The organism is Azospirillum sp. (assembly GCF_035627195.1).
In the GTDB taxonomy this organism is placed as follows: Bacteria; Pseudomonadota; Alphaproteobacteria; order Azospirillales; family Azospirillaceae; genus Azospirillum.
The window spans coordinates 1-12,751 of record NZ_DASPMG010000181.1 but is presented as its reverse complement, the minus strand read 5'-3'; the positions used below and the strand labels follow the sequence as shown (position 1 = coordinate 12,751).

Here is a 12,751-nt window from a genome sequence, read left to right as displayed (position 1 = left end):
CGTTCTCGACCGAGATCAGCTGGTCGGTGTCGCCCCACACGCCGCTCTGGACCGCGGTGCCGGTCGTCAGGTTCACCATGACGTTCTTGGTGGCGTAGGTGTAGGAGGTGGTGTCGTAGCCGCCGCCGCCGTCGATGGTGTCGTTGCCGGTGCCGCCGATCAGCATGTCGAGGCCGCCCAGGCCGGACAGCTTGTCGGCCCCTTCATGGCCGTTGATGTAGTCGGAATCGTAGGAGCCCGTGAGGTTGGCGTCGTTGCCGCTGGTGCCGTTGACGAACATGGTGTCTCTCCCGATTGGATGGGGCGGGGCGTCATCGCCTCGCCGTGTTCGGGGAGCACTGTGCCGTCCGAGCGTAACACGCCGATCGTGCCGCGGCGGAAAAGTGTTTCAAGTGTGCCGTGGCGGGGTGTTTGACGTTGGGTTTTCGCTGGCGCTCAACCCAACCTACGGCGCCGCGATGCACCCGTAGGTTGGGTTGAGGCGCCAGTCGCAAAACCCAACGCAGGTCACCCGCTTCCCGCACCGTTCGCCGCCTCCAGCCGCTCGGCGACGACGGCGCGCAGGCGGGTGGGCTCGAAGGGCTTCTCGACGACGGGGATGCCGGCGTCCAGCGCCTCGGCGGCGAGGCCGCCGCGCAGGATGTCGCCGGTCAGCAGGACCAGCCGGCCGAGCATCGCCGGGTCGCGGTCGCGCAGGTGGCGGAACAGCGCCGCGCCGTCCAGGTCGGGCATGCGCAGGTCGCTGAGCAGCAGGTCGTAGCGTTCCGTCTCCAACCGCTTCAGCGCTTCGCGGCCGGAGCCGGCGACGTCGATGCGGTGGCCGTCCAGCGTCAGCGTCTCGGCCATCAGGCCGGCCACGTCCGGCTCGTCGTCCACCACCAGGATGCGGGCGGCGGCGGTGGCGCGCGCCGGACGGGCTTCCGGTTGCGGCGCCTCGGCCGCATCGCCGCGCGCCACCGGCAGGAGGAGGCGGAAGACGGCGCCGCCGCCCGGCCGGTCGTCGATCTCGATCCGCCCGCCATGCGCCGCCACCACGCTGTGGCAGATGGACAGGCCAAGGCCGGTACCCACCCCCTGCGGCTTGGTGGTGAAGAACGGCTCGAACACCCGCGCGCGCAGGGCCGGGGGCAGGCCGGGGCCGGTGTCGGCCACCTCGATCACCACGCAGCCGCCGTCCGCCGACGGGCGCGCCGTCACGTCCAGACGGCGGGGGCCGTCCACACCTTCCATGGCGTGCTGGGCGTTGATGAACAGGTTCATCAGCACCTGGTGCAGCTGGTCGCCGTCGGCGTAGAGCGGCGGCAGGTCGTCCGGCACGTCGGCGGACACCTGCACCCCGGCGCTGCGCAGGCCGTAGGCGACGATCTCCAGCGCGTTGCGGACAAGCTCGCCCAGCGCCACCGGCCCGCGCTCCGGCGGTTTCTGGCGGGCCATGGCCAGGAAGGTGCGCACGATGCGGGCACAGCGCTCGGCCGCCGCGCGGATCCGTTCGGCGCGGGCGCGCACCTGGGGATCCTCGGCGGTCTCGCCCAGCAGGTGCGCGTGCCCGACCAGGACGGACAGCGGGTTGTTCAGCTCGTGCGCCACGCCGGCCAGGAGGGAGCCCAGCGCCGTCATCTTCTCCGTCTGGTGCAGCGCGTCGCGCTGGCGGGCGATCTCCGCCTCGGCCTGCCGCACCTCGGTCAGGTCGCGGATGTAGGCGGTGAAGATGCGCCGCGACGACTGCTCCACCGCGCTGATCGCCAGCTCGCAGGGGAATTCGCTGCCGTCGGCGCGCAGGGCCGTGGACTCGATGCGCCGGCCGATCAGCCGCCGCTCCCCCGTCACCACGTGGCGGGCGAAGCCGGCGAGGTGGGCGGCGCGCTGTTCGGGCGGCACCATCAGCGCGTGCATGAAGCGACCCAGCGCCTCGGCACGGGTGTAGCCCAGCATGCGCTCGGCCGCCGGGTTGAAGTCGATGATCCGCCCGGCCTCGTCGATGGAGACGATGCCGTCCAGCGCGTGGTCGATGATGGCGGACTTCAGCGCCCGGCTATCACGCAGCGACCGCTCGCTCTCCTTCAGCGCGTCGATATCCACGATGCCGCTCAGCACCGCCGGGATGCCGTCGTACGCCATGGGCTGGAGCGAGATCAGCGCCCAGAAGGCCCGCCCGTCGGCGCGGCGCAAGACCACTTCCGCCCCGTCCACCGGCCGCCCGGCGGCGACGTCGGCCAGCAGGCGCACGCGCGCGTCGGGGTCGACGTAGGTGTGGACGGAGCGGCGCCCCGCCGGATCGTCCGGCGACAGGCCGAACACCGCCCGGCAGCGCGCGTTGGCGAACAGGACGCGGCCGTCGTCCCGGGCGGTGATGGCGATGGGAACCGGCACCGCCTGGGCCAGCGCGCGCAGCCGTTCCTCCGACAGGCGCAGCTCCTCCACCTGCGCGTGCTTGGCCCGAAAGGTGGCGGCCAGCACGTCCAGCCAGGGGAGCCAGACCGCCGGCAGGCGCGGGTGCCGCGGGTCGTGGCCGGCGGCGGCGGCGCGGATGTAGCGGACCAGCGCCAGGGCCGGCCGAACGAACTGCCAGCGCAGCAGCGCGTGGGTGAGCAGCGCCGTCGCCACCAGCCCCACCAGGATCACCGCGTAGGGGGCGAGGCGCGGCCGCAGCAGGGCGTCGATCTCCGCGTCCGACACGGCGTAGAGCAGCGTCCACGGTGCCCCGGCGATGGGCAGCGCCATCACGTGGTGCCCGGCCAGCGCGCGGAACACCCCGTCGGCGGCCAGCAGGTCGGCCGCCGGCACGGCGCGCAGCGGGTCCGGCAGGGTTTCGGCCAGCGTGCGGATGGCGGGGGCGGCGTCGGGTGTGGAACCGGTGGCGGTGGAGGTGGTGGCCAGGGCCTGCCCGCGATCGTTGACGATCCACAGCCGCCCCTGCGGCACGGCGAAGCGGCGGGTCACCGCCTCCAGGTGCGACAGCAGCACGTCGGTGCCGACCATGCCGGCGAAGGCGCCGCGCGCGTACACCGGGGCGGCGTGGCTGACCATCAGCCCGGCCCCGCCGGCGTCGGCGTAGGCGCCGGTCCAGTAGGGGTGGCCGGGGTTGTGCGGCGGTGTCGCCGCCACGAACACGTCGTAGGCGAACCAGCCGGCCAGCACCGCGCGCAGGTCGTCCAGGCCGGCGGTGGCCAGCAGCTCCGCCTCCTCGGCGCGGGGGTAGAAGGCGATGAAGTCCTCCCGCACGGAGAAGAAATAGCTCCAGTGCAGGTAGGGGTAGGCGGCGTGGGCGGCGCGCATCAGCGGGAACAGGTCCAGGCCCAGGTCGACGTCGCCGTCGGCCAGCCGTTCGGGCTCCAGCGCCGTCTCCCCAGCCATGACGGTGCCGACGCGCGGGTCGCCCTCCGCCGGGTCGGTGCGCAGGACGACGGCGGCACCACGTTCGCCTGCCGGGCCGCCCGGCGGCGCGCCGGTCCAGCGCGCCAGATGGCCTCGCAGGGGGGCGCGGCGTTCGGGGACGAAGTTGCGCAGGTAGTCCTCGGCGAAGGTGCGCATCTGGCCGACGTGGCCGCGTGCCGCCTCCACCACCGCGCCAATGCCGGAGCGGTGCTCGACCACGCTGCGGCGGATGCCTTCCAGCTCGACCTCCCGCTGGCCGGCGATCTGGAAGAGCGCCAGAAGCGCCACGACGACCAGAAGGGGCGTCACGCTCGCGGCGACCAGGACGGCGTAACGGATCGACAGGGCGCGTTCGGCGGCCGTTGCGCCCGTGCTGGCCATGTCCTGCCTCTCTTCAGTCTCCGGAAATGGCGGCGGATGCGGGAGGTTCGCCAATGGATGCCCGTCCGCGCGCGGGGGTCAACGGCCCGCAGGGGGTACCGCCACGGGAACGGCACCGGCCCGGGCGTCCTATGTTTAAATTCGGGGCTTAAATTCGGGGCTTAAATCCGGCGCAGGGGAGAAGGCTGATGGCACGCATCCTGGTCGCCGACGACGAGCCCGAGATCCGCCAGCTGGTGGCCGAATACCTGGGCCTGCACGGCTTCGCCGTCACCACCGCGGCGGACGGGGCGGAGGCGCGGCGGCTGCTGTCCGGCACGCCGCCCGATCTGGCCGTGCTGGACATCGCCATGCCCGGCGAGGACGGCCTGAGCCTCGCCCGCTTCGCGCGCGAGCAGCACGACATCGGCATCGTCATGCTGACGGCGGCCGGGACGCCCATCGACCGCATCGTCGGGCTGGAGGTCGGTGCGGACGACTACATGGCGAAGCCCTTCGAACCGGCGGAGCTGGAGGCGCGCATCGTCGCCGTGCTACGGCGGCGGATGCGGCTGGGCGTGCGGGCGCCGGACGGCACGGTGCGCGTCGGGCGCTTCCACTTCCACCAGGGCCAGCGCCGGGTGGTCGACGGCAGCGGGGCCGCGCTGACGCTGTCGGCCACGGAGGCCGAGCTGCTGGGCGCCTTCGTCGCCAACCCCGGCCGGGTGCTGAGCCGCGACGAGTTGCTGGACCTCGCCCCGCCGCGCGGCGACGAGCCCTTCGACCGCTCGATCGACAACCGCGTGGCCCGCCTGCGCCGCAAGATCGAGGTGGACCCGGCCAAGCCGGACGTCATCAAGACGGTGCGCGGCGCCGGCTACGTCTTCGCCGGAACGTGAGCGCCATGGCCGAGCCTAAGCCACGGCTGGCGCTGGTGGAGGACGACGCGGACGTCCGCGCCTTCCTGCGCGAGTATTTCGAGCACCACGGCTTCACCGTGCTGGACGCCGTGGACGGGGCGGCCATGCGCCGCCTGCTGGCGCGGGAGCGGGTGGACCTGCTGCTGCTCGACCTCGGCCTGCCGGACGGCGACGGGCTGGTGCTGGCGGGGGAGCTGAAGGCGCGGCACCATGCCGGGGTCATCATCCTCACCGGGCGCGACGACGCGGCGACGCGGGTGCGCGTGCTGAAGGACGCGGCCGACGACTACGTCACCAAGCCGTTCGAACCGCGCGAGCTGCTGGCCCGCGTCAAGAGCGTGCTGCGCCGGCTGCCGCGCGACGACGGGCCGGCGGCGCGGCCGAACCGGGTGCCGCTGGGGCGCTGCGTCCTGGATCTGGACGCCCGCACGCTGATCGACGGGGAGGGGAGTGCCGTGCCGCTGACGGCCATGGAGTTCGACCTGCTGCGCGTCTTCCTCGACCATCCCAACCAGACGCTGAGCCGCGACCGCATCGCCGAGCTGGCGCACTGCCGCGACTGGGACCCGCTGGACCGTTCCATCGACATCCGCATCACCCGCCTGCGCCGCAAGATCGAGCCGGACCCGGCCAGCCCCACCCTGATCCAGACCGTGCGCGGCCTGGGCTACCGCTTCGCGGCACCGTCGTGGTAGACGCCGCCCTTATCTTTGCCGGGCTGCTGGCCGGCGCCGTGCTGGTGGCGCTGCTGGTGCGCGAGATCCGCCGGGCCAAGCGGCTGACCGCGGCGGCGGCGCTGGCGGAGGCCGAGGCGCGGCGCAGCGAGGAGCGCTTCCGCGACGTGGTCGAGGCCTCGTCCGACTGGATCTGGGAGACGGACGCCGACTACCGCCTCACCTTCATTTCCGGCCATCTGGAGGAGCTGTCGGGCGAAAGCCCGGCGAGCACCCTGGGCAAGCGGCGCTGGGACCTGCGGCTGCCGGACGACACCGACGACGCCAACTGGGAGCGGCACAAGGCCGTCATCGCCGCGCGCCAGTCGTTCCGCGACTTCGTGTTCCCGTACGGGGACGCCGGCGGCGGGCGGCGCTTCTGCCGCGTGCACGGCAAGCCGGTGTTCAGCAACGGCGTCTTCATGGGCTACCGCGGCACCGGCAGCGACATCACCGATCACCGCCGCGTGCAGGCGGAGATGGAGCGCCAGCGCGAAGCGCTGCACCAGAGCGAGAAGCTCTCCGCGCTGGGCTCCCTCCTGGCCGGGGTGGCGCACGAGCTGAACAACCCGCTGTCCGTGGTGGTCGGCCACGCCGCCATGTTGCAGGAGCTGTCGCCGGACGAGCCGACGCGGGAGCGCGCGGGCAAGATCAAGGCCGCCGCCGACCGTTGTGCGCGCATCGTGCGCACCTTCCTGGCCATGGCCCGCGCCAAGCCGGACGAGCGCGCGCCGGTGCACATGAACGCCGTCGTCGAGGGGGCGCTGGACATGCTGGCCTACGGCCTGCGGACCAGCGGGGTGGAGGTGGCGCGCGACCTCGCCCCCGCCCTGCCGCCGGTGTTCGCCAGCGCCGACCAGCTGCACCAGGTCTGCCTGAACCTGGTCATCAACGCGCAACAGGCGCTGCAGGGGCAGGGGGAGGGGCAGGCGCGCCGCCTGCGCGTGCGGACGTTCGTCGACGACGGCCGCGTGGCGGTGGAATTCGCCGACAACGGACCGGGCATCCCCGCCGACATCCAGAAGCGGATCTTCGATCCGTTCTTCACCACCAAGCCGATGGGGATGGGCACCGGGATCGGCCTGTCGGTGTGCCGCGGCATCGTCCTGGCGCACGGCGGGCGCATCGCGGTGGAGAGCCGGCCGGGGGAGGGGGCGTGCTTCCGCCTGTGGCTGCCGCCGTCCGGCCAGCCGGACGCCGAGGGCGCGGCCGGGCGCCCCGGCGCGGCGGGGGCGAAGGCGGCGCGCATCCTGGTGGTGGACGACGAGGTCGCCATCGCCGAGCTGCTGGCCGAGATCCTGGGTCGCGCCGGGCACGAGGTGAGCATCGTGGCGAACGGCAGCGCGGCGCTGGACTGGCTGGCCGCCGGTTCGCCGGAGCTGCTCATCAGCGACCTGCGCATGCCCGGCATGGACGGCCCGACGCTCTACCGCCGGCTGGCGGCGGAGCATCCGGACCTGCTGCGCCGCATGCTGTTCATCACCGGCGACAGCCTGTCGCCGGACCTGACCGCCTTCCTCACCGAGACCGGCGTGCCGGTGATCGAGAAGCCGTACGACCCGCACGACGTGGTGCGGAAGGTCGAGTCGGCGTTGAAGCCGGCCGCGTGAGGGCGGGGCCTACCGTCCCCACTGCGTGTGCACCATGCCGGGGCGGTCGGTGCGTTCGTAGCCGTGGGCGCCGAAACAGTCGCGCTGGGCCTGGATCATGTTGGCCCACAGCCGGCCGCTGCGGTAGCCGTCCCAGTAGGACAGGGCCGACGCCATGGCCGGCACCGGCTGGCCCGCCGCCACCGCCGCACCGACCGCACGGCGCCAGCCGGCCTCGCCGCGCGCCAGCAGGGCGCCGATGTCGGGGTCGAACATCAGGTTGGGCAGGTCAGGCGCGCGGGTCAGCGCCGCCAGGATGCGGTCCACCAGCCGGGCGCGGATGATGCAGCCGCCCCGCCACACGGACGCCACCGCCGCCAGATCGACGTCCCAGCCGAAACGCGCGCTGCCCGCGGCGATCACCGCGAAGCCCTGGGCGTAGACGGCGATCCGCCCGCACAGCAGCGCGTCGCCCACGTCCGCCGCGAAGGTTTCGGGAAGCGTGGCGGCCGGCGGGGGCGGGGGGAAGGTGTCGGCCGCGCGCAGCCGCTCCCCCTTCAGGGCCGACAGGCAGCGGGCGTGCACCGCCTCCGCGATCGTCGGGGCGGGCATGCCCAGTTCCATGGCGGTGGTGGTCGCCCAGTGGCCGGTGCCCTTCTGGCCGGCGGCGTCCTGGATCACCTCCAGGATCGGGGCGCCGGTCTCGGGGTCGGGGGTGCGCAGAATGTCGGCGGTGATCTCCATCAGGTAGGAGGCCAGCTCGCCCCCGTTCCACGCAGCGAAGGTCTCGGCCAGCCGGTCGTAGGAGAAGCCGCCGAGGTGGCGCAGCAGGTGATAGCCCTCGGCGATCAGCTGCATGTCGGCGTATTCGATGCCGTTGTGGATCATCTTCACGAAGTGCCCGGCGCCGTCCGGTCCGACGCGGGCGAAGCAGGGCGTGCCGTCCGCCGCCCGCGCTGCGATGGCCTGGAGCAGCGGCGCCACGCGGCCGATGCCGTCGGCTGTGCCGCCGGCCATCAGGGCGGGGCCGCGCCGCGCCCCCTCCTCGCCGCCCGAGACGCCGAGGCCGACGAAGTGCACGCCAGCCTCCGCCGCCAGCGCCGCGCGGCGGCGCGTGTCCTGGTAGTGGGAGTTGCCGCCGTCGATCAGCACGTCGCCGTCCGACAGGCGGGGCAGCAGGGCGGCCAGCAGCGCGTCCACCGCCGGCCCGGCCGGCACCATGATGAGGACGACGCGCGGCGCCTTCAGCGCGGCCAGAAGCTCCTCGGCCGTTTCGCAGGCCACGCCGTTCGGCACGGCGGCCGCGAAGGCGGCGCGGCGCCCCGCGTCCAGGTCGGTGCCGGCGACCATGGCGCCATGGTCGGCGAGGTTGGCGGCGAGGTTGCGCCCCATCACGCCCAACCCGATCACGCCGATGTCGGCAATGGTGCCTTGTGCCATCGGTTCCCTGCTCCTTCGTTCTTCCGATCAACCCGCGAGCGACCGGGCGCGTTGCGGGTCGGTTGGAGCGACGGTCATTCCACCGTCAGTTCGATTGTCCCCATGGTGCCGTAGCGGGCCACCGAGCGGCTGCCGGGCTGCACGAACACGGTGCCGGTGCAGGAGCCGGTGGTGACCACCTCCCCGGCGCGCAGGCCGCCCAGGCTGCGGGCACCCGCGTTCGCCAGCCACACCAGCAGGCGCACCGGGTCGCCGGCCGTGTTGCCGCCCACCGTCTCGATCCGCGTCTCCCCGTCCACCTCCAGCGCCACGCGCTCGGCCAGCGGGTCGAGGGTGCGCCAGTTGGCGATCGCGGGGCCGACGACCAGCGCGCCGTGGTTCATCTGGTCGGCCATGTGGCTGAGCGGATCCTGGGAGCCGAAGGCGGTGAAGCGCGTGTCGACGATCTCGAACGCCGGGTGGACGGAGGCGACGGCGTCCAGCACCTCGTCGCGCGTCCACGGCGCGTCGCGCGGCGGCAGGTCGCGAGCGAGCCGGTAGGCGATCTCCGCCTCCACGCCGATGACGTGGAACATGGATGCGGGCAGGCGGCCGGTGTCGAAGAACAGCGTCGCCGCGTTGATGGGCGCACGGAAGGGCTCGGACTCCGGCGTGCGGGCGCCGACCTTCCAGGCGGTGACGGGGCCGAGGCGGCGGGCCACGGCGTCCTGGATCGCGTAGGCTTCCGCCTCGTCGGCGGGGCGGACGGGCAGGGCGGGCAGCCAGCGGCGGGTCTCGCGCGCCGTGATCAGCGCGTCGACGGTGCGGTTCATGCGTCAGGCCTTTTGATTCAGGGCGCCGCAGGATTCGCGCACCACGAGGCGGGTGGGCAGGATGATCCGCTCCTGCGCGCCCTGCGGGTCGGCGATGCGGCGCAGCAGCAGGCGGGCGGCTTCCTGCCCGATCTGCCGGGGGGAGGTGGCGACGGTGGTCAGCGCCGGGCGGCTTAAGGCCGCCTCCGGCACGTCGTCGAAGCCGGTGACGGCAAGGTCGCGCCCGGCCTTCAGGCCCCGCATCTCCAGCCCCAGCATGACGCCGAAGGCGACCACGTCGTTGAAGCACAGCGCGGCCGTGGGCGGGTCCGGCCGGTCCAGCAGCGTGCCGATGGCCTCCGCCCCGGCGCGGCGGTTCAGTGGGCAGCGCACCACCAGATCGGCCGGCAGGCCGTGCCGGCGCATCGCCGCCGCGAAGCCGCTGCGCCGGGCCAGCGTGGCGGAATGGGTGAGGTTGCCGCCGATGAAGGCGATGCGCGTGTGGCCCAGGCGGATCAGGTGCTCGGTCACCATCTCCATGCCGAATTCGTAGTCGACGCCGGCATAGTCGCCCTGGCGGGCGGAGATGAAGCGCAGCGCCTGCACGCACGGCAGGCCCCAGCGGTGCAGCCGGTCCAGCAGCTCCGGCCCGGTGCCGGCGGCGGGGCACAGGATGACGCCGTCCACGTTGTGCTCGCGCATGCGCTGGAGGAAGCGTTCCTGCCGGTCCGGCGACTCCGCCGTGTTGGCCAGGAAGGCGACGACGCCCTGCTGGTCCAGCACGTCGTCCACGCCGGCCGTCAGCTCGGCGAAGAAGGGGTTGTTGATCTCGCAGATCAGCAGCCCGACGGTGTCGGTGCGCGCGGCGCGCAGCGTGGCGGCCCCGCGGTTGTAGATGTAGCCCAGTTCCTCGATGGCGGCCTGGACGCGGTCGCGCGTCTCCTGCGCCACCAGCGGGCTGCCGCGCAGGACGAGCGAGACGGTGGACCGCGACACACCTGCGTGGTTCGCCACCTCGTTCAGGGTGATGCGGCTGCGTCCCTTATGGTCGTCCACGACGGTCATGGCGGGTCCGGTTCAGACGACGGGCGTCGGTAAGGGCTGCCCGGCGAAGTGGGCCGCCAGGTTGGCCAGCACGAGGTCGGCCATGGCGGTGCGCGTCTCGACGGTGGCGCTGGCGACGTGCGGCTGCAGGACGACGCTGTCCAGCGACCAGAGTGCTTGCGGCACGTTGGGTTCGTCGGCGAAGACGTCCAGGCCGGCGCCGCCCAGGCGTCCCTCGGTCAGGGCGGCGACCAGTTCGACCTCGTCCACGATGCTGCCGCGCGCCACGTTGATCAGGATGCCGTCGGGGCCCAGCGCGTCCAGCACGGCGCGGCCGACGACGTTGCGGTTCTCCGGCCCGGCCGAGGCGGCGACCACCAGGATGTCGCTCTCCCGCGCCAGCTCCTCCAGGGAGGCCATGCAGCGGTAGGGGACGTCGGCGCAGACGGAACGGTTGGTGTAGGCGACGCTCATGCCGAAGCCGAGCGCGCGCTCGGCGATGGCGCGGCCGATGCGGCCCAGGCCGAAGATGCCCAGGCGCTTGCCGGTCACCTTGCGGGCCAGCGGCAGCTTGGCCGCCGGCCACTGCCCGGCGCGCACGAAGCGGTCGCCGACGATCAGCCGGCGCGACACCGCGATGATCAGGCCGAGGGCGAGGTCGGCCACGTCCTCCGTCAGCACGCCGGGCGTGTTGGTGACGCGGATGCCGCGGTTGGCGGCGTAATTCAGGTCCACCGCGTCGGTGCCGACGCCGTTGATGGCGACGATGCCCAGGTTCGGGCAGGCGTCCATCACCGCGTTGCTCACCCCGGTGGCGCCGCCGGTGACGACGGCGCGGATGCGCGGCCCCACCTCGGCCAGCAGCGCCGCCCAGTCGGGTGCGGAGGACAGGCGATGGACGGCATAGGCCGCGTCCAGCGCCGCCTCGACGCGCGCCATCATGGGTTCGACCAGGATGATCTCGGGCTTCATGCGGAGGTCCTTGGTGTGGGGGCGGCGTTGGGTTTTCGGCTTTGCCTCAACCCAACCTACAGGGGCGTCGTAGGTTGGGTTGAGCGCAGCGAAAACCCAACGAGGCCGTCAGTGCGACAGGATCTGGCTGAGAAACAGCCGGGTGCGCTCCGACCGGGGGTTGGTGAAGAACTCATCGGGGGTGTTCTGCTCGACGATCTCGCCGCGGTCCATGAAGATCACGCGGTCGGCCACCGACTTGGCGAAGCCCATCTCGTGCGTGACGCACAGCATGGTCATGCCGTCCTCGGCGAGGCTGATCATGGTGTCCAGCACCTCCTTGACCATCTCGGGGTCGAGCGCCGAGGTCGGCTCGTCGAACAGCATGATCTTGGGGTTCATGCAGAGCGCGCGGGCGATGGCAACGCGCTGCTGCTGGCCGCCGGACAGCTGGCCGGGGAACTTGTCCGCCTGTTCGGGGATGCGCACGCGCTCCAGGTACTTCATGGCGATGGATTTCGCCTCGTCCTTGGGCAGGCCGCGGACCTTCAGCGGGGCCAGCATGCAGTTCTGCAGCACGGTCAGGTGCGGGAACAGGTTGAACTGCTGGAAGACCATGCCGACCTCGCGGCGCACGGCGTCGAGGTGGCGCGCACCCGCCCCCAGCTCGATGCCGTTCACCACGATGCGGCCCTTCTGGTGCTGCTCCAGCCGGTTGATGCAGCGGATCAGCGTCGACTTGCCTGAGCCCGAGGGGCCGCACACCACGATGCGTTCGCCCTTGCGGACCTCAAGGTCGATGTCCTTGAGGACCTGGAAGTCGTCGAACCATTTCTGGACGCCTTCCATGCGGATGATGACCTCGTCGCCGAGGGCGCGCGGAACGGGTGCGTCCGTGCGGTCGTCGGTCAGCGCCATGGCGGTGTCCTCCCGTGTGTGCGGCCGTGCGGGGCAAGGGTTATTGCTTCAGCACCGCCGGCATGTCGGTGCCCAGCCACTTCTGGTGGATGGCGTTCAGCTCGCCGTTGCCCTTGACGGTGGTGATGAAGTCGTTGACCCACTTCAACAGCTCGTCCTGGCCCTGGCGCAGCGCGATACCCTGGACCTGGCTGCGCAGCACGAACTTCATCTCGTAGTTGTTCTGCGGTGCCATCTTCTTGATCTGCTGTGCCACCACGTTGCTCACGCCCAGCGCGTCGACCTGGCCCGACAGCATCGCCTGCACGGCGCTGGCGTCATCGTCGAAGCGCATGATGCGGGCGTCCTTGGGGGCCACGTTGGTGACGCCCTGGTCCTGGGTGCTGGCGCGGGCGACGCCGACGCGCTTGCCGGAGAGGTTGGCCGCCTCCTTGATGGCCGTCTGCTGCGGCGCCAGCACGCCGATCTCGATGGCGGCGTAGGGTTGGGAGAATGCGACCTGCTTGGCCCGCTCCTCGGTGATGCCCAGCGAGGCGACCAGCACGTCCACCTTGTTGGTCAGCAGGTAGGGGATGCGGTTCGGGCCGGTGACCGGCACGATCTCCACCGGCACGCCCATGTGCTTGGCCAGCAGCTTGGCGACGTCGGCG

11 protein-coding genes are annotated in these 12,751 nt (G+C 72.5%); 3 read left to right on the top strand and 8 right to left on the bottom strand.

What is annotated here, in order from left to right; genetic code table 11:
• Positions 1-280 (bottom strand): calcium-binding protein (locus VED21_RS16945; RefSeq protein ID WP_414638226.1); only part of this gene is annotated, 280 nt, incomplete at its 3' end.
• Between the two features lie 227 nt (positions 281-507).
• A complete protein-coding gene (locus tag VED21_RS16940) occupies positions 508-3,756 on the bottom strand; it encodes a PAS domain S-box protein (RefSeq protein ID WP_324884078.1) in 3,249 nt (1,082 codons plus the stop codon).
• 188 nt (positions 3,757-3,944) lie between these two features.
• Between VED21_RS16940 and VED21_RS16935 the strand changes: the two genes are divergently transcribed.
• Genes VED21_RS16935 through VED21_RS16925 form a run of 3 tightly spaced genes read left to right on the top strand, consistent with a single transcriptional unit; the run spans position 3,945 to position 6,978 of the window.
• Entirely contained in the window at positions 3,945-4,634 is a 690-nt protein-coding gene (locus tag VED21_RS16935; protein WP_324884076.1) for a response regulator transcription factor, read from the top strand.
• Between the two features lie 5 nt (positions 4,635-4,639).
• The gene (locus tag VED21_RS16930) at positions 4,640-5,350 is read left to right on the top strand and encodes a response regulator (RefSeq protein WP_324884074.1); all 711 of its coding nucleotides are present in this window, start codon (positions 4,640-4,642) and stop codon (positions 5,348-5,350) included.
• A complete protein-coding gene (locus VED21_RS16925) occupies positions 5,344-6,978 on the top strand; it encodes an ATP-binding protein (RefSeq protein ID WP_324884072.1) in 1,635 nt (544 codons plus the stop codon). The genes VED21_RS16930 and VED21_RS16925 overlap by 7 nt, the downstream gene beginning before the upstream one ends.
• Positions 6,979-6,987: 9 nt before the next feature.
• Here the strand turns inward: VED21_RS16925 and gndA are convergent, their stop codons facing one another.
• The 6 genes from gndA to VED21_RS16895 form a co-directional block, all read right to left on the bottom strand.
• Positions 6,988-8,397 (bottom strand): NADP-dependent phosphogluconate dehydrogenase, encoded by a 1,410-nt coding sequence (gene gndA, locus VED21_RS16920; RefSeq protein WP_324884070.1) that lies wholly within the window; start codon positions 8,395-8,397, stop codon positions 6,988-6,990.
• A gap of 74 nt (positions 8,398-8,471) precedes the next feature.
• Positions 8,472-9,209 (bottom strand): 2-keto-4-pentenoate hydratase, encoded by a 738-nt coding sequence (locus VED21_RS16915; RefSeq protein ID WP_324884068.1) that lies wholly within the window; start codon positions 9,207-9,209, stop codon positions 8,472-8,474.
• A 3-nt stretch (positions 9,210-9,212) separates the two neighbouring features.
• Positions 9,213-10,253: a LacI family DNA-binding transcriptional regulator gene (locus VED21_RS16910; protein WP_324884066.1), complete on the bottom strand. Its 1,041-nt coding sequence runs from the start codon at positions 10,251-10,253 to the stop codon at positions 9,213-9,215.
• Positions 10,254-10,265: 12 nt separating this feature from the next.
• Positions 10,266-11,204 carry a 2-hydroxyacid dehydrogenase gene (locus VED21_RS16905; RefSeq protein WP_324884064.1) on the bottom strand — a complete coding sequence of 313 codons (939 nt, stop codon included), beginning with the start codon at positions 11,202-11,204 and terminating at the stop codon, positions 10,266-10,268.
• A 108-nt stretch (positions 11,205-11,312) separates the two neighbouring features.
• Entirely contained in the window at positions 11,313-12,101 is a 789-nt protein-coding gene (locus tag VED21_RS16900; RefSeq protein ID WP_324884062.1) for an amino acid ABC transporter ATP-binding protein, read from the bottom strand.
• A 40-nt stretch (positions 12,102-12,141) separates the two neighbouring features.
• The coding region (locus VED21_RS16895; RefSeq protein ID WP_324884061.1) for a transporter substrate-binding domain-containing protein at positions 12,142-12,751 on the bottom strand (610 nt) is incomplete at its 5' end.